Genomic DNA, 19420 nt, shown 5'->3' with positions numbered 1-19420 from the left:
GGTAGCGCACTTACTGAGCAATGCTCAATAGTGTGAAGGCCGGAGAAGACGAACGCGAACTCGACGCCGAGGCGCGGCCGCGGACCGGGCCGGAGGCGACGGACGGGCGGCGACGGCGGCTGACCGCGGAGGATCGCCGCAAGCAGCTGGTCGGCATCGGGCTGATGATGTTGCGGACCCAGCCGATCCACGAACTGTCGATCGACGCCGTCGCGGCCGAAGCGGGGATCTCGCGCGGGCTGCTGTTCCACTACTTCCCGACCAAGCGCGACTTCTATGTCGAGGTGATGAGCGCGGCCGGCCGCCGACTGTTGCGCGTCACCAAGCCGGACGCGTCGCTACCGGCCGACGAGCAACTCCACCAGATGCTGCTCTCCTTCGTAGCCTTCGTCACCCGCCGCCGGGACTCCTACATCTCCTTCGTCCGCGGCGCCGCCGGCGGCGACGTCTTCGTGGTCGAGATCTACGCGCAGACCCGGGCCGGCCTCACCACCCGAGTCCTCGACCTCCTCGGCGAGCCCGACACCACCGAGCCCGTCCGGATGACAGTCCACGCCTGGCTCGCCTACGTCGAAGACCTCACCATCGAATGGTCCGGCCTCCCGGAAGCCGACCGCCCAACCTCCCCGGACGAGCTGGTCACCCACTTCATCGCCGCCCTGGAAGCACTCCGCGCGCTCTAATCCCGCCGCAGCCCCCGCGGATACGAACCCACCAGTGGTGGGGCCGTTGAGTTTCGTACTACGAGTTCTGTGGCGAGTTCTACGTGGAGGGCTTCTAGCTCGTGGCGGTCGAGGAGGCGGATCAGGAGGCTCACTGCCATCCGGCCCATCTCCTGCAGGGGTTGGCGGACTGTGGTGAGGGTGGGCGAGGTGGCTTGGCTCAGGTCCAGGTCGTCGAAGCCGGCGATCGACAAGTCTCTTGGTACCGACAGACCGCGGGCGGTGGCGGCTTGGAGGGCTCCTACTGCTGCCTTGTCGTTGAACGCGATCAGGGCGGTGGGGCGATCGGGGAGGTCGAGGAGTTGGCCGGCGGCTCGGTGGCCGTGCTCGGTGGTCGGCTGGATCGGGCGGACGAGTGCGGGGTCCGGGAGGATGCCGGCGTCGGCCAGCGCGGCGGCGTGGCCGCCTAACCGGGCGTCCGAGGCAAGCCATTCGCTCGGGCCGCCGATGACGCCGATCCGCGTGTGCCCCAAGCCGACCAGGTGTGCGGTGATCTGCCGCGCGCCGGCGAAATGTGCCGCGGAGACGGCGGCGATGTTACGCGGCAGCGGAGTACGGGGATCGACGACGACGAACGGGAAGCGGCGGGCGCGGAGCTGGATCAGCTCGTCGCTCGTCTCCGGCGGCAGGATCAGGATCGCGCCGGCGAGATCGCGCTGGGCGGGCAGGCGCGGCAGGACCTGGTCGTGCTCGGTGGCCTCGCCGGCGTTCAGGACGAGCTGGCGACCATGCCGATCGAGCGTCTCGGCGATCGAGGAGACGATCAGGCCGAAGTAGTCGGTGAGCACGTACGGACAGCGCACGTAGACGGCGCCGGTGACGGGTTTCGGCAGACCGCCACGCGGGCTCGGCGCACGGGCTCCCAACCGCTCGACCGCCGCCTCGACCAGCTCACGGGTCTGCGGTGCAACGCTCCCGTGCTGGTTGAGCACCCGGGAGACGGTGGCGATGGACACCCCGGTCTCCGCCGCGATATCTCGCACGGTGGCTCGGCCAGCGCGTTTTGTTACACCCATCTGTTTCACGCTTCGCACTGTAGAGCATCTGCGCCTACCCGTCTGTGGCTATTGACAGCCGCTGTGCACAGCCGTTTCCTGAGAGGCGAATGTTGCGCGTGTGTTCCATTTGTTACATCGGGGTTGACCTGAGGAGAACGATGAAGAGACCTGTGATCGGTGCCGTCGTGGCCGGATCCGCCCTACTGCTCAGCGGGCTGTCCGCCGGCGCCCAGGCGGTCGAGCTGCCCGCTCAGAACACCGCCAAGAACACGACCACCAAGGCCCGCGTCTGGGTGACCACGCCCGACCGGGCCGAGTTGCTGCACGAGCGCCCGCCCGTCGCCTTCGGCAAGGGGCAGAGCACGCAGACGACCATCACGGTCGACCCAGGCACGAAGTACCAGACCATGGACGGCTTCGGCGCCTCGATCACCGACTCGTCGGCCGCCGTGCTCTACCGGCTGACACCCGCCGTACGCGACCAGACGATGCGCTCGCTGTTCGACCGCGACCAGGGCATCGGCGTCAGCTTCCTGCGCCAGGTGGTTGGCTCGTCCGACTTCACCGCGGCGCCACAGCACTACACCTACGACGACGTACCGGCCGGGCAGACCGACTTCGCGCTGCGGCAGTTCAGCATCGCGCACGACCAGGCGCAGGTCCTGCCGCTGCTGCGCCGGGCCAAGCAGCTCAACCCGTCCCTCAAGGTGATGGCGACGCCGTGGAGCCCGCCCGCCTGGATGAAGACCGGCGACTCCCTGGTCGGTGGCCGGCTCAAGGACGACCCCGCGATCTACAACGCCTACGCGCGCTACCTGGTGAAGTTCGTGAAGGCGTACGAAGCGGCCGGCGTGCCGGTGGACTTCATCTCGATCCAGAACGAGCCGCAGAACCGCAAGCCGAGCGGCTACCCCGGTACGGACATGCCCGTCCGGCAGGAGGCGGCTGTGATCGAGCAGCTCGGCCCGCTGCTGCGTGCGGTCAGCCCGCGCACCAAGATCCTCGGCTACGACCACAACTGGACGACCCACCCCGGCGACGTCAACAGCACCCCGCCCGGTGAGGACCCGGAGACCGACTACCCGTACCAGTTGCTCGACAGCCCGGCGGGCAAGTGGCTGGCCGGTACGGCGTATCACTGCTACTCCGGCAACCCCAGCAACCAGACCGGCCTGCACCAGGCCTTCCCTGACAAGGGGATCTGGTTCACCGAGTGCTCCGGCTCGCACGGCGCCAGCGACACCCCGCCGCAGATCTTCCGCGGCACGCTCACCTGGCACGCCCGCACGCTGATGCTCGGTACTACCCGCAACTGGGCCAAGTCGGTCGTCAACTGGAACATCGCGCTGGACGACAAGGGCGGCCCGTACAACGGCGGCTGCACCACCTGCACCGGACTCGTCACCGTGCAGCCGGACGGCAGCGTCAGCACCGATGCGGAGTACTACACGATCGGGCACCTGTCGAAGTTCGTGCGCAGTGGGGCGGTACGGATCGCCAGTACGTCGTACGGGACGACCGGGTGGAACGGGCAGCTCATGTCCTCGGCCTTCCGCAACCCGGACGGCTCGACGGCGCTGGTCGTGCACAACGAGAACGACGAGCCGCGGACGTTCGCGGTGGCGGTCGGCGACCAGTCCTTCGAGTACACGCTGCCGGGCGGCTCTATCGGAACATTCGTCTGGGAGCGCTCGCTGAAGTCATCACTGTCTCCGGTATCGCTGCAGGGTGCGGCGGCGAGCGCAGTACCGGCTGCTGACGCTGCGCTGGCGTTCGACGCTGACGGCTCCACTGTCTGGCAGTCGAAGGCAGCGCAGGCTGCTGGGCAGTACGTGCAGGTGGATCTCGGTACGGCGAAGCAGTTCCGCCGGGTCGCCATCGACAGCGGCGGCAACATCGGCGACTACGCCGCTGGGTGGCAGGTGTCGACCAGCTTCGACGGAACCACCTGGCGACCACTGGCGACTGGCACAAGCAACGGCCAGCTCACCAACGTCGACGTGAAGCAGACGCGCGCCCGCTTCGTACGGATCGCCAACACCGGCGCCAGCGACCACTGGTGGTCGCTGGCGGACGTCAGGCTCTACAACTAGTTGTGAACTGCGGCAGCTCTACAGTCGGTCAGATCACCTCGACTGTGGAGCTGCCGCGCGTAGTACGGACCTGGTAGCTGGTGCTGACTCCTGCGTTGGCGTGCAGTTTGTCCACCGCGCGGTAGGCGAGCTTGGCGTCGTCCTGGGTCACCTCGAGTACGCCGTACCCGTGCTGGCGCATGTCGATCTGCTTGAGATGCGGGTTGTACTGCAACCGCTTCTGCTCCTCCGCCTTCGCGCCGGCCACGCCCTTCGTGTCCCCGGTGTTGGTGGACGACACGGACGGTACGACGAACTCGACACCGGCCCGCCGGGTACCACCGGGGTTGCCCGCGCCTGGTGAGCCCGGCGCGAAGCCCGTGTCCCACAACTCGCCGGAGAACGTGTCGTGGTCGTCGCCGGTCACCACGACCAGGTCGGACACCCGCTCGGCCGCGAGCGACAGCAACTCGGTGCGCTCGGCGCCGTACCCGTCCCAGGTGTCCATGAAGGCGCGTTCGCCGGCCGCGCCGGTGACCATGCCCATCATCATGTTCGGGTTGGCGAGCACCTTCCAGCGCGCCCCCGAGGTGCGCAGACCGTCCGCCAGCCAGGCCTTCTGCGCCGGGCCGAGCATGCTGCGACCGGGCGCGTCCGCCGCCGCGCAGACGATCGAGCCGCCGTCGTCACACGGCTGGTCGTCCTTGTACTGACGGTTGTCGATGGCGAACAACTCGACCGTCCGGCCGAGCTTGAGCGATCGGTAGGTGCGCGTCATGTCATCGGCGTACCGCGGCACCGGCATCCGCTCGAACCAAGCGTGCCAGGCCGCGCTCTTCTTCGCCTGGAAGAACAGTTCCGGCAGCGTCCAGTTGTCCAAGCTGTAGTTGTTGCGGAACTCGTGGTCGTCCCACAACGGCAGGAACGCGTGCTGCGCGTGCATCGCTCTGAGGTCCGGGTCACTGCGATAGAGCGTGTACTTCGCTCGCATGCTCGGCAGGATCTGTGGATAGAGGTTGAGATCGATCCCGCGGACGCCGGGCACGGTGGCCTCGTACACGTAGTCGCCGAGGCAGACGACGAGGTCGAGGTCCTCGGCGGCCAGGTGACGATGCGTGGCGTAGTACCCCTCGGTGAAGCCCTGGCAGGTGAAGAAGCCGATCCGGACCGGCTGGTTCGAGTCGGCCGGGCGCAGCGTCTGGAAGCGGCCGACCGGGCTCACGGTGTCCTTGCCGCGGAACTGGTAGAAGTACTCCGCTCCGGCGGCGAGCCCGGTCGCCTGGAAGTGCACGCAGCCGTCCCACTGCTTCTCCGCGATCACCGTCTCGACGATCTCCGGCTGGCTCAGGTCGCGATGCTTCGACACCACGACGGCGAGCTCGGCGTCGCCATCGAAGAGGCCGCGCGGGACTCTTGTCCACAGCGTCGCGCCGTCGGTGCGCGGGACGCCGGCCATGATCCCTTCCGGGAAGGTGGCGCCACGGACCAGCGTCGGCGAGGCATCGGCGGCGGTGCGGAGCATCGGCGTACCGGCGCTCCAGGCGGTCGCCGTCGTTGCTGCGGTGACACCGGCGACGCCTAGAGCGCCGAGGACGGTCCTGCGAGTGAGGTCAGCCATGCAGAAATACTGAAAGGTAATGATGAATCTGGGAAGACCTCAGCGCGACCGATCGGTGACACCCTGTCGACCTCACTGGCCTTCCAACCCCCAGTGAGGAAAGCGAAACAGCCGCGTCACGCCCGATTGCTACCGTCCGCTCATGGAGCTGATGGAGGGCGTATCCCTACGCCACGCAGACCGCACTGACCCGGCGATCGTCGCCCTGGCGACCGCCCAGCAGGCGGAGCTGGCCGCCATCTACGGCGAGGACCAACCGCTGGTCGCCCTGCACCCCGACATCGAGTTCATCCTGCTCACCCTCGACGGCACCCCGGTCGGCTGCGTCGGCCTCCAGCCGATCAACCTCGGCACCGGCCTCGGCGAGATCAAACGCATGTACGTCGAGCCGTCCTCCCGCGGCTGGGGCCTCTCCCGCCTGCTCCTGGCCGAGGTCGAGTCCCACGCCCGCTCCCAGGCCATCACCACACTCCGCCTGGAAACCGGCACCCAGCAACACGAGGCCATCGCCCTCTACACCCACCACGGCTACCAGCCCACCCCGAAGTACCCACCCTTCGAAAACGAGCCGGCCTCCCTTTGCTTCACCAAACAACTCGACTAGTCGGGACGCCGGTACAGGTCATCGAGGCCCACCGTCAGCACGCTGGGGTCGAGGCCAGGCTCGAAGCCGGCGCCGCTGTAGCAGGCGAGGATCGTTCCCGAGGTGTCGTAGTCGCTGGACAACAATTGCCGCGCTCGCTCAAGGCGGCTCAGGTGGCGTCGGCCCATCACCTCGCCCCACTTGGCCTCGCCCAGCGACAGAACTTTGCGCCGTTGGCCGGAGACCGCGGGAGCGAGGACGACGACGTCCACCTCGATCTGGCTCCGGTTGGTCCGATCCGGTACGACGCCCGCACCGATCTCGCCCGGCAACTCGCCGAACCGCTCAACCGGCGCGGACATCGCGTACTCGCGGCAGAGTTGCTCGAAGTGCGGTCCGACGACTAGCGACGAGAAGCGCGGCCGGGCCGCCTCCCACACGTTCGCGGCGCGACCACTCTCGAGCAGCCCCCACTGTGGTCGCATCACCACTTGGTAGAAGACGATCAGGGGCTCGGCGACCTCGTAACCGGATCGGCCCGGTCTGAAGACGTCCGGTCGGCGACGCAGCAGCCCGCTGTCTTCGAGAACGTTCAGGTGGTGTCCGATGTCGGTCGCCTTGCGCCCGACGTAGTTGGCGATACCGCCTCTCGTCCTGTTGCCAGAGGCAACCGCGGCGAGCACCGAGTGGTAAAGCGCGCTGTCACGGACCTCCATCTCTTCCTCGAGCAGATACCTGGCCTCACGAAACAGCGGACTTGCCGGGCTCAGGGCAGTACGCAGTACCCAGTCGTCGAAGTCATCGAGCGACTCCGGTCCGTCATCGTTGACGAACCGCCGGTACGCCGGGGTGCCGCCGACCACGGAATGCAGGAGGGCAGCCAGCCGAGGATCGCCGACACCCCAGTACTCGGCCGCCAAGAGGTAGTCGAAGGGCCGGACGACCAGTTCGAGCGTCGCCCGGCCGCGCAGCGGAGCCGTTCCGCCCAGCAGGCCACCCATCACCGACATCGCGGAACCGCACAACAGCACTTTGGTACGTCGGCCGGCAGACGCCGCTTGATCGATCTCCCGCTGCAGGATCGACGGGAGGGCCGGCGATACCTGACTCAGATAGGGGAACTCGTCGATCACGAACGGGCCGGCCGCATCGATCGAGAAGAGGAACCGGACGGCGTCGTCCCAGCTGTCGAAGCGAGGCGGCGACGGTGAGTCGAGATGGGCACCGATCGCCACGGCGAACAGCGCGAGCGACTCCGTCTCGGTCGCCTGCGTGGCGCCGAAGTACAGGCCGCCGGTCTGCTCGGCGAGGCCTTCCACCAGATAGGTTTTGCCCTGCCGGCGCCTCCCGCTGACGACGCCCACCTGAGGACGGTCTGCCGACGCTGCGGCGAACCTCGTCAGATAGGCCCACTCCTGGTCGCGAGCGAAGATTCGGTCAGGCTTCCTCATGTTATAGAACTATACTTATAATAAATATACTTCTACAACCTGCAGATCACTCCGGGAGATCCAGGACGAGGTTGTCGCCGTCTTGGTGGAAGCCGAGGTTCTTGAGGTAGCCGTCGGTGGCTTTCATGCGTGGTGGGGCGAGGACCTGGTGGAAGCCGTGGTCGGTGAAGACGTCGCTGCGGCGGTAGACGAACTCGCCGGGGGTGAAGTCGCGGTACTTCGGCAGGACGTAGTCGAGGTCGATCTGGGCCCGGCCTGAGCCGGCATCATGGGCCAGGACGACGCCGACGGTGCGTTCGCCGCGCTGGACCAAGAAGGCGTACGGGCTGGTCGCCGAAGTGCCGGCTGCCGAGGTGAAGGCGGGGTTGAACTTGGCGATGTCGCTCTGGTGCGCGGACAGCACGTGCCCCAGGTAAGCGTCGGTGCTGTTCACCTCGAGGACGGCGTACTCGCCGTCGTCGTGGCGGTGCCGGAGCAGGCGCCAGAGGTGTACGACGTTGATCACGGCGAGGACGGCGTTCATCCCGACCATCGGCCAGACCGGGATGGCGAGGTTGAAACCGACCAGAACCACGCAGCCGACCAGGTTCAGCAGGCGCAGTCGCAGGATCCGGGTCTGCAGTAGCGAGACGACGACCAGCGCCGATCCGCCCCACCCGATGATGCTCAAGAGGTCCACGGCGTGAGACTAGACCAGGTGGGGTGGTGGACTGGTTCCGGCAGACTTGGGCAGTGACCCATCTCGTACAGCTGAACGACGCACTTCTCGATCTCGATGACCCTGCGTTGCTGGGGGTCACCAGTTACGGACACTTCACCTCGATGCAGGTCCGGGGCTGCCGGGTCCGCGGCCTCGAGCTGCACCTGGAACGCCTCGACCGCAGCTCCCGCGAACTCTTCGGCCACGGCGTCGCCGCCGACCGCATCCTGACCTACCTCCGTACTGCGCTCGCCCGGTCCGCGTCGGGTGACGTGTCGATCCGCGTCACCGCTTTCAGCCGGGACCGGGCGCTCATCGACGGCACTCCGGTCGAGCCCGACCTACTGATCACCGTGACCGACCCGATCGAGCCCACGGCCCAGCCACCACGCCTCCTCGCGGTCGAGCACGAGCGCGCCGCACCACATCTCAAACACACCGGCACCTTCTCGCTCACCCACGAGATCCGCCGCGCCCGCCTGGCCGGTTACGACGACGCGCTCTTCCACGACCGCGCCGGCCACGTCTCCGAGGCGTCCATCTGGAACATCTGCTTCGCCACCCAGGACCGGATCGTCTGGCCGGCCGCCGCGGCGCTGCCCGGTATCACCATGCTCACCCTCCAGGCGGGACTCGACGCGCTCACCGTTGCACGTGAAACAGTCGACATACCGCTGACGGCGATCGCCGGCTACGACGCGGCGTACCTCACCAACTCGATCGACCCCGCTCTCCCGGTCGCCTCCATCACCAACTCGAGCGGCACCACGCGGTACCGGCCCGACCCGCGCTCGGCCGAGCTGCTCCGCCGCGCCTACGAGGCAGTCCCCGACCAGGCGATCTAGCCGTGCAGAAGCCTCAGGGGCGGGAGCTCCACCAGGCCAGGAGTTTCTCCTTGGCGGCGTCCTCGCCCAGCGGGCCTTCGTCCATCCGTAGCTCCATCAGGAACTTGTAGGCCTCGCCGACGTCGCGGCCGGGGCCGATGGCAAGGAGTTCCATGATCTGGTTGCCGTCGAGATCGGGGCGCAGGGAGTCGAGTTCTTCTTGTTCCTGGAGCTGTTCGATCCGCTTCTCCAGGTCGTCGTACGCCGACCGGAGCGCCTCGGCCTTGCGCCGGTTGCGGGTGGTGCAGTCGGCGCGGGTCAGGACGTGCAGGCGGCTGAGCAGGTCGCCGGCGTCGCGGACGTACCGGCGGACGGCGGAGTCGGTCCACTCGCCGGTGCCGTAGCCGTGGAAGCGCAGGTGCAGCTCGACCAGCTTGCCGACCTGGTCGATCTGCTCGTTGCTGAACCGCAGCGCCTTCATCCGCTTCTTCGCCAGCTTGGCGCCGACCACGTCGTGGTGGTGGAACGTCACCTTGCCCGCACCCTCGAAGCGACGGGTCTTCGGCTTGCCGATGTCGTGGATCAGCGCGGCGAACCGGAGCACGAAGTCGGGCTCCTCGGCGCCGATCCGCGATTCCAGGTCGATCGCCTGCTCGAGCACGATCAGCGAGTGCTCGTAGACGTCCTTGTGCCGGTGGTGCTCGTCCAGCTCCAGCCGCAGCGCGGGCAGTTCGGGCAGTACGTGGTCGGCCAGCCCGGTCGAGACGAGCAGGTCGAGACCGATCCGCGGGTACGGCGCACAGACCAGCTTGATCAGCTCGTCGCGCACCCGCTCGGCCGACACGATCGTGATCCGCTCGGCCATCGCGGTCATCGCGGCCACCACGCCCGGGTCCGGCGTGAAGCCGAGCTGGGCGGCGAACCGGGCCGCGCGCATCATCCGCAGCGGGTCGTCGGAGAACGAGTCCTCGGGCGAGCCCGGCGTCCGGATCACCTTGTTGGCGACGTCCTCGATCCCGCCGTACGGGTCGACGAACTCGTGCGACGGGAGCAGCACCGCCATCGCGTTCATCGCGAAGTCGCGCCGGGCCAGGTCGCCCTGCAGGTTGTCGCCGTAGGCGACCTCCGGCTTGCGCGAGGTGGGATCGTAGGACTCCGACCTGTACGTGGTGATCTCGAGAATCCAGTCACCCTTCCGACAACCGATGGTGCCGAACGCCTTGCCGATGTCCCAGACGTGGTCCGCCCAGCCGGCCAGCAGCCGTTCCACCGCATCCGGCCGGGCCGAGCTGGCGAAATCGAGATCCTTGCTCCCCCGGCCGAGCAGAATGTCCCGGACAGGACCGCCGACCAGGGCGATCTCATGGCCGGCGGCGGCGAACCGGGAACCGAGCTCGTCGACCACCGGAGCGATCTGCAGCAGTGACTGGACACCTTGCCGCTGTACGGCGGACAACGATCCGGCAGAGGCTGAGCGGTCGGGAGTAAGGGACACGGGGAACTAGGTTACGGTGACGGCGTGTTCAGACGGCGACTGAGGCTCTCCGCGACCGCGGGCGCGAGCCTGCTGATCGCTGCGTCGGCCACTGTGCTGGCCTCGACGCAGGCGGTTGCGGCCTCCGCGGAAGAGAACCCGGTGGTGGACGTCGCCATCGACTCGTTCAGCCCGTCGGCGCCGGTGCCCGGCCAGGCCGTCACCATCACCGGCCGGATCACGAACACCAGCCAGACCACTTTCCTGGCCTCCCAGGCGATCGCCTGTATCGAACGCAACCGGCTCTCGACAGCCGATGCCCTGGCGGCGATCCCGGCTGAGAAGGACGAGCCGCTCAACGACCGCAACGACTGCGTCGGGCTGGCCAACTCCGAGTCGACCACGTTCCAGGCGTTCGACAATCCACTCGCACCCAAGGCGGCGGTCGCTTTCCAGCTGGTCGTGCCCTGGAGCGAGTGGAAGATCACCAGCCAGGCCGGTGTCTACACGGTCGGAGTGCGGTTCCGCGGCAACGTCACCGAGCGCGACCGGACCACCGCGGGCCTGAGCCGGATCCTGATGCCGGTGATCGCCAAGACGCCGATGCCGCGCAAGGTAGACGCCGCCCTCGTCCTGCCGCTGAGGCATCAGCCCACGCTGCTCGCCAACCACCTCTTCACCAACGACTCGTTGGCCGAGTCGATGGCGCCGACCGGGCAGCTCGGCCGGCTGCTCGAGCTCGGCAAGAAGCGGACCGTCACCTGGCTGGTCGACCCGGCGATGCTCGACGAGGCCCGCACGATCGCCGACTCCGACAGCTACAAGGTCACGGACGGTCCGGGCCAGACCAAGGCCGGCACCGGCCGCGCCGTCATCAAAGCCTGGCTGGCCGCGTTCGACCAGAGCCGCAACACCAATCCCGTGGTGCTGCTCCCGTACGGCGACCCGGACGTCGCGAGCCTGGTCAGGTACGGCGATCCGCTGACCAAGGTGGTCACCGACTCCCGCTCGCTGAGCGAGCAGTACAACCTGCTTCCCCCGTCTCCGGGAGCACCGTCCGGGCTCTGGCTGGAGGGTGGCGACCTCACCACCAAGACTCTGGTCAACGGTTCCAGCGGCTTCGCGGGCGAGCGCAAGGACGACATCAACATCGTCTCCAGCTCGTCCTGGTCGGCCAAGGAGCGGCCCGCCCTGCTGCCCAGCCCGGTCTACAACGTGCTGACGCCGGAAGGTCCGCCGAGGTCCGTCCCGACGGTGATCGCGGATTCCGCCCTGCTCGCCGGCGGCCCCGACCCGGCCACGGCCGGTGACCCGTTGCAGATCCAGCAGCGATTCGTCGCCGAGACCTCGCTGATCGCCGGTACCGGCACCGGCGCGGCCAGCGTCGTCGTCGTACCGCCGCGTGACTGGGACGACAGCGGGGCCACCTCGGCCGTCGCGGCGGCGATGTCGGCGTCACCGTGGATCACGCCGGTCGGCATCAACCAGGTCGTCCCGGCCGAGCCTGGCACCCGGGATGTGAAGGCGCCGGCGGCACCGGCGGAGAGCACCGGCCTGCCGGACGGGCAACTGGACGACCTCAAAGACCTGAGCGATGCCGCGGCGACGTACCAGGAGCTGCTCGCCGACCCGAGCGCGGACACCGAGATCCGCACCCGCATGATCCAGGGTCTGCTGCGGTCCGCCGCCAGCGAATGGGTCGGCGCCCCGGACCAGGCCCGCCGCTTCCTCGCCTATCAGCGCAACGTCGTCGCCGCGCAACTGAAGGCGGTCAAGCTCGTCAGCAACACCACCAACGGGCATCAGGGGATCAAGGTCAACCTGTCCGGCAGCAAGGGCAGTTTCCCGCTGACCGTCGAGAACGGGCTGGACGTGACGATCCGGATCAGCCTGATCGTCACCGCGACCGGCAACCGGGACGACCTGCGGATCGACCCGCTGCAGGTGAAGACCCTGCCGGCCGGCCAGAAGGGCACCTTCCAGGTCAAGGCGAGTGCCGAGCAGAACGGCGTGATCAACGCCAACGCCCAGCTGATCACGAGCGACCTGCAGCCGATCGGTGAGGCGCAGCCCCTGGTGATCCAGGCGTCGCAGTACGGCAGTGTCGGCTGGATCCTGGTCGGTGCGGCGGTCGCGCTGCTGTTCGGTACGTCGATCGTGCGCATCTATCGCCGGGTGCGCTCGGAGCGGCGCGACCCGTCCGGGCCCAAGCCCGAGGCCGACGCGCTGCACCCGGAGCCGATGCCGGCCGAGGACCTCGGCCAAGACGATCCGGCCGCGAGCCCGAACGGCGTCTCCCGCCCTGAGTCACCAGCACCACTCGCCCCCGGGCAGAGCGATCTAGAGAGCCTGAAAGAAGGAGTCGGTACGAAGGATGGCTGACCGCACCCTGCGCTCCGCGGCGGTGATGGCAGCCGGAACGGTGCTGTCCCGCCTGCTCGGATTCGTCCGGATCGCCCTGCTCGCCGCCGCCATCGGCACCGCGCTGCGCGGCGACATCTTCACCGCCGCCAACACGATCCCGAACAGCCTGTACATCCTGCTGGCCGGCGGCATCTTCAACACCGTGCTGGTCCCGCAGCTGGTCCGCGCGATCAAGAACCACGACGACGGCGGCCGGGACTTCACCAACCGGCTGCTCACCTTCGGCTTCATCATTCTCGCGTTCGTCACGGTGCTCTGCGTGCTGCTGTCGCCGCTGATCGCGGAGCTCTACCTGCCGAAGGAGCTGCAGGACCCGTCCCGGGCGGCGGAGCGCTCGGCGATGCTGATGTTCGTCCGGCTCTGCCTGCCGCAGATCTTCTTCTACGGCGCCTTCGTGCTCGTCGGCCAGGTGCTGAACGCGCGCCGCCGGTTCGGCCCGATGATGTGGGCGCCGATCGCGAACAACATCGTCGCCTGCGCGTCGATCGTGGTCTTCCTGTTCGTCTACCGGGTCGGCGCCAACCCGGCCACCTTCACCAACCACGAAGAGCTGCTGCTGGGTCTCGGCCACACGCTCGGCATCGCGGTACAGCTGCTGGTCCTGCTGCCCTACCTGAAGGCCAGCGGGCACACCTACGTCCCCAAGTTCGGCCTGCGTGGCACCGGGCTCGGCAAGACGGCCAAGCAGGGCCTGTGGACGCTGCTGTTCGTCGCGGTCAACCAGGTGACGCTGGTCGTGGTCACCAAGCTCGCGATCGCGGGAAGCGCGTCCGACGGCGGCGGCTCCAAGGCCGGTCTGGTCGCCTACAGCACGGCCATGCTGATCATCCTGGTGCCGCACGGCATCGTCACCGTCTCGCTGGCGACGGCCGCGCTGCCGCAGATGTCGTCGCTGGCGGCCGAAGGCGATGTCACCGAGGTGGCCCGGCTCTCGGCGCGCTCGATCCGGCAGACGCTGGCCATCGTCGTACCGTCGGCGGCCGCGATGGTCGCCTTCGCGCATCCGATCACCACGCTGATCTCCGGGTACGGCGCGGGCGCGGGCAACACGCGACTGATGGCGTACACGCTGATGACGCTCGCGCTGGGCATCGTCCCGTTCACCGTGCAGTACTTCCAGCTGCGCACCTTCTACGCGTTCGAGGACACCCGCACGCCGTTCTTCCTGCAGTGCGTGATCGCGGCCACCAACATCGCGGCCGCGACGATCGGCGTCCGGGTCCTGCTCGACGAGGAACACCTCCGGTACTCCGGTGTCGTACTCGGCGGGGCGTACTCGATCTCCTATCTCGTCGCCGTCCTGATGTCGCGCCGGGTGCTCGCCCGCCGGGTGCCCCGGGTGGCCGGCGCGGGAGTCGGGCTGCCGCTGCTCGCGATGGTGATCGCCGCCGTGGTCGGCGCCGGGATCGCCCGGGCGATCCTGTCGGTGGTCGAGTCGGCCACCGACTGGAGCGGGCCGGTCGGCGCGGTCGCTCAGCTCGCGATCGCGGGAATCGTGATGCTTCCGGTGTATGTCGCCGTCGCGCGGGTACTTCGTATCCACGAGGTCACCGACGTGGTGTCCGCGGTCACATCGAAGCTGCCTGGCCGCTCCCGCAGAGGCTGATCGGCCCGCTTGTGCACTCGTGCACCACTTGTCCGGTCAACGGGGCACTAGCATGGGCCCTGCGATCGGACCGCCAACCGCTCGTAGCCGCTGCCACCCTGGACGGGTCACCGACCGGGACCGGAGCGGGGACGCAGGACGACCAGTGCATCGAGGAGGGCGAGAGACACCGTGTCGAACCAGACCGTCAGTCCTGGTGCCCTGCTCGCCGGCCGCTACCGGATCGCCGAGTTGCTCGCGGAGATCGACGGTGCGCGGGTCTGGCGGGCAGTGGACGAGGTGCTCAGTCGAGCAGTGGTCGTGGATGTTCTGCCGGTTGGCGACCCACGGACCAACCTGCTCTTCGACGCCGCCCGGCGCGCGGCAGCAGCGGCGGACCCACGCTTCCTGCGGGTGCTCGACTGCGACATGCACGAGGGCGTCACGTACTGCGTCCGCGAATGGGCCGGTGGCCGGCCCCTGGAGCGGATGCTCACGGCCGGCCCGCTGACCGGTCAGCAAGCAGGCTGGCTGGCCCGCGAGGTCTCCGAGGCGCTGGAGAACCTGCACCGCACCGGCCACTCGCACGGCTCGATCAGCCCGTCCACCGTCGTCGTCACCGACGCGGGAGCCATCAAGGTCGTCGGCCTCGCCACTGAGGCCGCCCTGCGTTCCACTGGGCCCGGTACTCCGGAACAAGACGTCCGCGCGCTCGGAGAGTTGCTGTACGCCTCCCTGACCGGCCGCTGGCCCGGCCCGGCTCCCGCCTGGGGTCTGCAGCCCGCTCCCGTCGAGCACGGCCGGCTCCTGAGCCCACGCCAGGTGCGTGCCGGAGTGCCGCGCTCGCTGGACGACATCTCCGACCGGCTGCTCGGCGACCCGCCGCGCCACCACTCCGTCCCGGTCACGAGCGCCGCCGGCCTGTCCGCGGCCCTCTCCGGTGTCATCGGCAGCTCCCACGAGCCACCGAGCCAGATGGACGAGACCGTCGCGGTCGCCCGGCAGAACGGCAGCGTCGACGACGCCACCCAGGTCGCGCCCGCGATCCACGCTCCGCCCGCGATCGACCCGCCGATCCCGGCGTACCAGCAGAGCGCCTACGCCGAGAACAACGGCCACGCCGCGCCCCAGCCGGCGTACGCGACCGCCGCGGAGACCCGGCCGGTACGCCGGCAGGCCGCCCCGCCGAACAACGGCAACGGCCGCCGCAAGCCGCCGGCCGACGAGCCGAAGCAGCGCGGCAGCTGGGGTGGCCGGATCCTGATCCTGCTCGCCGTCCTCGCACTGCTGTCGGTGATCGCGATGGCGCAGTTCCTGGTCAAGGGCGCGATCAACAAGGACCAGGGCAGCGACGGCAAGACGAGCGCGCCGCCGCCGGCCACCTCCGGGCCGCCGGCCGCCACCGGTGGACCGGCGAAGATCGTCGCCGCCAAGGACTTCGACCCGCCGCCCGGCAACGGCGAGGAGCACCCGGACGACGTCGGCAACACCTACGACGGCAAGGTCAGCACGACCTGGAAGACGATGTCGTACAAGAACAAGCCCAACCTCGGTGGCACCAAGGACGGGGTCGGCATCATCTACGACCTCGGCGCGCTGACGGACGTTTCCAAGGTGACGGTCAGCCTGGTCGGTGACGAGACCACCCTCGAGCTGATGGTGCCGAAGGCGGACCCGAGCGTCTCGGCGTCCACGGTCAGCGGCTGGAAGTCGGTCGCGACGCTGGAGGACCAGGGCGCGCAGGCTGTCCTGACCCCGGCCGCACCGGTCAAGACGCGGTACGTTCTGGTCTGGCTGACCAAACTTCCGAAGGAAGGCAGCGGCTATCGCGGCGAGATCTCGGAGGTCACGGTCCAGAAATGACCTCCGTTGATTCGAGCCCCACCCCACCGCCCCGTTCGGACATCAGCCGGATCGGCCCGCCGGACAGCGGGCCCGTGGCTGTGCCGCCGCCCGCCGGGTACGACTCGATGGACGATCACGAGCTGCTCCGGCTGCACGTGACCGGCAACCCGGACACCTTCGGCATCCTGGTCAAACGCCACCGCGACCGGATGTGGGCGGTGGCGATCCGCACGCTCGGCGAGCCCGAGGAGGCGGCCGACGCGCTGCAGGAGGCGTTCATCTCGGCGTTCCGCCGGGCCGACTCGTTCCGCGGCGACGCCAAGGTGACCACCTGGCTGCACCGGATCGTGGTGAACGCCTGTCTGGACCGGATCCGGCGCCGCCAGGTCCGCCAGGCCGATCCGCTGCCGGAGGACGAGGACCGCGCGGCCGAGCTGGCCGGGCCGGTCCAGGAGGACGCCGCCGAGGTCCGCGAGCGCCGGCTCGACGTACTGAACGCGTTGAAGCAGATCAACGTCGACCAGCGCAGCGCGCTCGTCCTGGTCGACATGGAGGGCTACTCGATCGAGGAGGCGGCCGCGATCCTCGGTTGCGCGCCAGGCACGGTGAAGAGCCGATGTGCCCGTGGCCGGGCCCGGCTGCTGCCGTTGCTCCGGCATTGGCAGACCACCCGCGGCGGTTCCGACGTACCCGAGAAGACCGCCGCGGAATCAGTGGGAACCGAATGACGTACCCACCCGTCGTAGCAGAGTCGCCATCCTGCGACCCCGTGATCGCCGACCGGAGCTTTTCACTGATGAACACTCTGCGCACCTCCCGTGAGGAGGCGAGTTCCCGATGACCGAATCCGGTCTGCCGACCAGTGAGCACCTCGAGCACCTCGACACCGACACCATCGCCGACCTGATCGAGAACCTGCTGCCGGCACCCGAGGCGCACCGCGCTCGTGAACACGTGAAGGCCTGCCCGGACTGCCAGCAGACGCATGACGCGCTGCTGCAACTGACCGAGGACCTGGCCGACGAGGGCCGCGCCGACATCCCGATGCCCGCCGACGTGGCCGACCATCTGGACGCCGTGATCGTCTCCGAGTCCGTACTCCGCGCCTCCACGGTCGGCGTGCACTCGCTGGTCCAGTTGCGCGAGGAGCCCCGCCGGCATCTCCCGAAGCTCGTGCTGGCCGCGGCCGGCGTGATCGTGATCGCCGCGATCGGAGTTGGCGTCGTGCTCAGCACCGGGGAGCACGGCAACGACGGCGCCGCCGGGATCAACCCGACCGTGCCGATCGACTCGATCCCGTCGCTGTCGGCCGACCAGATCGGTCCGAGTGTGCAGCGCTGGCTGGAGAACGCCAACGGCCCGCTGCTGCACGCCGTCCCGATCGAGGTCGACTGCGCCAAGAAGTTCGCCGCCGGCCTGCCCAACCCGGAGGTCCGGCTGGTCCAGCAGGCCAAGATCGACGGCAAGCGGGCCACCCTGATCGGCGTCCAGGGCGCCTCGCAGCGCGATATCGAGATCTCGGTAGTCACCGGTTGTAGTACGTCCGGTGGCGTCGCGACGCCTTTCTACTACACTTCAGTGACGTTGCGTAACCGCTGATTTCGTTCGGTGAGTCCAGTGGCGTAGCAGGCCCGGCCCATGGGTACGGTGGGAATGGTCGGCCTCTACGATCCGTTGAGTACGACGTAACCCGTCTCGACGACACCCGAGGAACGCCTGAATGAGCGAGGCAGAAGTCCGCAACGTCATCATCATCGGCTCCGGCCCGGCCGGATACACCGCCGCCGTCTACGCGGCGCGCGCCCAGTTGGCGCCGCTGGTCTTCGAAGGCTCCGTCACGGCTGGTGGCGCGTTGATGACCACCACCGAGGTGGAGAACTACCCGGGCTTCTCCGAAGGCATCATGGGCCCGGCGCTGATGGACGAGATGCGCACCCAGGCCGAGCGCTTCGGCGCCGAGCTGATCGCCGACGACATCATCGCCGTCGACCTGACCGGTGAGATCAAGTCCGTCACCGACTCGGCCGGCACCGTGCACCGCGCCAAGGCCGTCATCCTGGCGATGGGCTCGGGCTACCGCAAGCTCGGCCTGGACCACGAGGACCGGCTGTCCGGCCACGGGGTGTCCTGGTGTGCGACCTGTGACGGCTTCTTCTTCCGTCAGCACGAGATCGCCGTGATCGGCGGTGGCGACACCGCGATCGAGGAGGCGACCTTCCTGACCCGGTTCGCCGACAAGATCACCATCGTGCACCGCCGCGGCGAGCTGCGCGCCTCCAAGATCATGGCCGAGCGCGCGTTCGCCAACGAGAAGATCGACTTCGCCTGGAACTCCGAGGTGGCCGAGATCAAGGGCGACGAGAAGCTGAGCGGCATCGTGCTGCGCGACACCGTCACCGGTGACACCCGTGAACTGCCGGTCACCGGCCTGTTCATCGCGATCGGTCACGACCCGCGCTCGGAGCTGATCAAGGGCCAGGTGCACCTGGACGAGGACGGCTACGTGCTGGTCCAGCCCGACAGCACCCGGACCAACCTGCCCGGCGTCTTCGCCGCGGGCGACCTGGTCGACCACATCTACCGCCAGGCCATCACGGCCGCCGGCACGGGCTGTTCGGCGGCCCTGGACGCCGAGCGCTTCCTGGCGACGCTGGAGTTCGAGGCGACCGTTTCGGCGGCTGAGGCCACCGAACCCGTCACCGTCTGATTCCCGAACCACCCTCCACCATTCGAGCAACTCCGAAGGAGATCGCCATGGGCGACAAGATGAACGCAGTGACCGACGCCGAGTTCGACGCGACCGTACTGAAGAGCGACAAGCCGGTACTGGTCGACTTCTGGGCCGAATGGTGTGGCCCGTGTCGTCAGGTCTCCCCGATCCTGGAGGAGCTGGCCGGCGAGCACAGCGACAAGGTCACCTTCCTGAAGATGAACGTCGACGAGAACCCGGTTACCCCGAGTACCTATCGGGTTACTGGGATCCCTACCATCAATGTCTACGTGAACGGTGAACTGGCCAAGTCCATCGTGGGCGCGAAGCCGAAGGCTGCGCTGCTCAAGGAGCTGGCTGCCTTCACCGGCTGAGACACTGCTTTGGACGCCTCCGCGAGGGGGTGTTTTCCGC

At 68.5% G+C, this 19420-nt stretch carries 16 protein-coding genes; 11 read left to right on the top strand and 5 right to left on the bottom strand.

The features are described from left to right. The first annotated feature begins 32 nt into the window (after positions 1 to 32). Entirely contained in the window at positions 33 to 683 is a 651-nt protein-coding gene (locus G3I17_RS17140; protein WP_203590313.1) for a TetR/AcrR family transcriptional regulator, read from the top strand. Here the strand turns inward: G3I17_RS17140 and G3I17_RS17135 are convergent. Beyond that, positions 680 to 1738 carry a LacI family DNA-binding transcriptional regulator gene (locus G3I17_RS17135; RefSeq protein ID WP_164597347.1) on the bottom strand — a complete coding sequence of 353 codons (1059 nt, stop codon included), beginning with the start codon at positions 1736 to 1738 and terminating at the stop codon, positions 680 to 682. The two genes, G3I17_RS17140 and G3I17_RS17135, sit on opposite strands and share 4 nt — an antisense overlap. 140 nt (positions 1739 to 1878) lie before the next feature. Between G3I17_RS17135 and G3I17_RS17130 the strand changes: the two genes are divergently transcribed. Further along, positions 1879 to 3813 (top strand): glycoside hydrolase family 30 beta sandwich domain-containing protein, encoded by a 1935-nt coding sequence (locus G3I17_RS17130; protein WP_164597271.1) that lies wholly within the window; start codon positions 1879 to 1881, stop codon positions 3811 to 3813. A gap of 28 nt (positions 3814 to 3841) precedes the next feature. On the opposite strand, the gene G3I17_RS17125 is transcribed toward G3I17_RS17130, so the two are convergent. Beyond that, positions 3842 to 5410, bottom strand: coding sequence for an alkaline phosphatase D family protein (locus tag G3I17_RS17125; RefSeq protein ID WP_164597270.1), 1569 nt, complete (start codon positions 5408 to 5410; stop codon positions 3842 to 3844). A 142-nt stretch (positions 5411 to 5552) separates the two neighbouring features. Here G3I17_RS17125 and G3I17_RS17120 point away from each other — a divergent pair, with 142 nt between their 5' ends. Further along, positions 5553 to 6014 (top strand): GNAT family N-acetyltransferase, encoded by a 462-nt coding sequence (locus tag G3I17_RS17120; protein ID WP_164597268.1) that lies wholly within the window; start codon positions 5553 to 5555, stop codon positions 6012 to 6014. On the opposite strand, the gene G3I17_RS17115 is transcribed toward G3I17_RS17120, so the two are convergent. Next, a complete protein-coding gene (locus G3I17_RS17115) occupies positions 6011 to 7444 on the bottom strand; it encodes an ATP-binding protein (protein WP_164597266.1) in 1434 nt (477 codons plus the stop codon). The genes G3I17_RS17120 and G3I17_RS17115 overlap by 4 nt on opposite strands. Before the next feature lie 46 nt (positions 7445 to 7490). Next, complete coding sequence (locus G3I17_RS17110; protein WP_164597264.1) at positions 7491 to 8123, bottom strand: hypothetical protein; 633 nt, start codon at positions 8121 to 8123, stop codon at positions 7491 to 7493. Between the two features lie 53 nt (positions 8124 to 8176). On the opposite strand from G3I17_RS17110, the gene G3I17_RS17105 reads away from it, so the two are divergent. Continuing rightward, a complete protein-coding gene (locus G3I17_RS17105) occupies positions 8177 to 8989 on the top strand; it encodes an aminotransferase class IV (protein ID WP_164597262.1) in 813 nt (270 codons plus the stop codon). A gap of 13 nt (positions 8990 to 9002) precedes the next feature. On the opposite strand, the gene G3I17_RS17100 is transcribed toward G3I17_RS17105, so the two are convergent. Further along, positions 9003 to 10463 (bottom strand): CCA tRNA nucleotidyltransferase, encoded by a 1461-nt coding sequence (locus G3I17_RS17100; RefSeq protein ID WP_164597260.1) that lies wholly within the window; start codon positions 10461 to 10463, stop codon positions 9003 to 9005. Positions 10464 to 10487: 24 nt separating this feature from the next. Here G3I17_RS17100 and G3I17_RS17095 point away from each other — a divergent pair, with 24 nt between their 5' ends. The 7 genes from G3I17_RS17095 (at position 10488) to trxA (ending at position 19380) form a co-directional block, all read left to right on the top strand. After that, on the top strand, positions 10488 to 12824 hold the full coding sequence (locus G3I17_RS17095) for a DUF6049 family protein (RefSeq protein WP_203590312.1): 2337 nt from the start codon (positions 10488 to 10490) through the stop codon (positions 12822 to 12824). Next, on the top strand, positions 12817 to 14472 hold the full coding sequence (murJ, locus tag G3I17_RS17090; protein ID WP_164597258.1) for a murein biosynthesis integral membrane protein MurJ: 1656 nt from the start codon (positions 12817 to 12819) through the stop codon (positions 14470 to 14472). The genes G3I17_RS17095 and murJ overlap by 8 nt, the downstream gene beginning before the upstream one ends. A 171-nt stretch (positions 14473 to 14643) precedes the next feature. Beyond that, complete coding sequence (locus tag G3I17_RS17085) at positions 14644 to 16314, top strand: protein kinase family protein (protein WP_164597256.1); 1671 nt, start codon at positions 14644 to 14646, stop codon at positions 16312 to 16314. After that, positions 16311 to 17024 carry an RNA polymerase sigma factor SigM gene (sigM, locus tag G3I17_RS17080; protein WP_239062590.1) on the top strand — a complete coding sequence of 238 codons (714 nt, stop codon included), beginning with the start codon at positions 16311 to 16313 and terminating at the stop codon, positions 17022 to 17024. Before G3I17_RS17085 ends, sigM begins: the two co-directional genes overlap by 4 nt. Positions 17025 to 17133: 109 nt before the next feature. Continuing rightward, a complete protein-coding gene (locus tag G3I17_RS17075) occupies positions 17134 to 17895 on the top strand; it encodes a hypothetical protein (protein ID WP_164597254.1) in 762 nt (253 codons plus the stop codon). Between the two features lie 121 nt (positions 17896 to 18016). Further along, a complete protein-coding gene (trxB, locus tag G3I17_RS17070; protein WP_164597252.1) occupies positions 18017 to 19003 on the top strand; it encodes a thioredoxin-disulfide reductase in 987 nt (328 codons plus the stop codon). Between the two features lie 47 nt (positions 19004 to 19050). Next, complete coding sequence (gene trxA, locus G3I17_RS17065) at positions 19051 to 19380, top strand: thioredoxin (RefSeq protein ID WP_164597250.1); 330 nt, start codon at positions 19051 to 19053, stop codon at positions 19378 to 19380. The last annotated feature ends 40 nt before the right edge of the window (positions 19381 to 19420 follow it).

It is taken from the genome of Streptomyces sp. SID13031 (genome assembly GCF_010548305.1).
Lineage (GTDB): Bacteria > Actinomycetota > Actinomycetes > Propionibacteriales > Kribbellaceae > Kribbella.
This window is presented reverse-complemented; position numbering and strand designations above follow the sequence as displayed.

What these genes read in the sequence shown, in the direction of transcription:
- G3I17_RS17115 (WP_164597266.1), bottom strand. Translation starts at nt 7,444, where the DNA reads ATGAGGAAGCCTGACCGAATCTTCGCTCGCGACCAGGAGTGGGCCTAT.
- murJ (WP_164597258.1), top strand. Translation starts at nt 12,817, where the DNA reads ATGGCTGACCGCACCCTGCGCTCCGCGGCGGTGATGGCAGCCGGAACG.
- G3I17_RS17075 (WP_164597254.1), top strand. Translation starts at nt 17,134, where the DNA reads ATGACCGAATCCGGTCTGCCGACCAGTGAGCACCTCGAGCACCTCGAC.
- G3I17_RS17135 (WP_164597347.1), bottom strand. Translation starts at nt 1,738, where the DNA reads ATGGGTGTAACAAAACGCGCTGGCCGAGCCACCGTGCGAGATATCGCG.
- G3I17_RS17125 (WP_164597270.1), bottom strand. Translation starts at nt 5,410, where the DNA reads ATGGCTGACCTCACTCGCAGGACCGTCCTCGGCGCTCTAGGCGTCGCC.
- trxA (WP_164597250.1), top strand. Translation starts at nt 19,051, where the DNA reads ATGGGCGACAAGATGAACGCAGTGACCGACGCCGAGTTCGACGCGACC.
- G3I17_RS17130 (WP_164597271.1), top strand. Translation starts at nt 1,879, where the DNA reads ATGAAGAGACCTGTGATCGGTGCCGTCGTGGCCGGATCCGCCCTACTG.
- trxB (WP_164597252.1), top strand. Translation starts at nt 18,017, where the DNA reads ATGAGCGAGGCAGAAGTCCGCAACGTCATCATCATCGGCTCCGGCCCG.
- G3I17_RS17120 (WP_164597268.1), top strand. Translation starts at nt 5,553, where the DNA reads ATGGAGCTGATGGAGGGCGTATCCCTACGCCACGCAGACCGCACTGAC.
- sigM (WP_239062590.1), top strand. Translation starts at nt 16,311, where the DNA reads ATGACCTCCGTTGATTCGAGCCCCACCCCACCGCCCCGTTCGGACATC.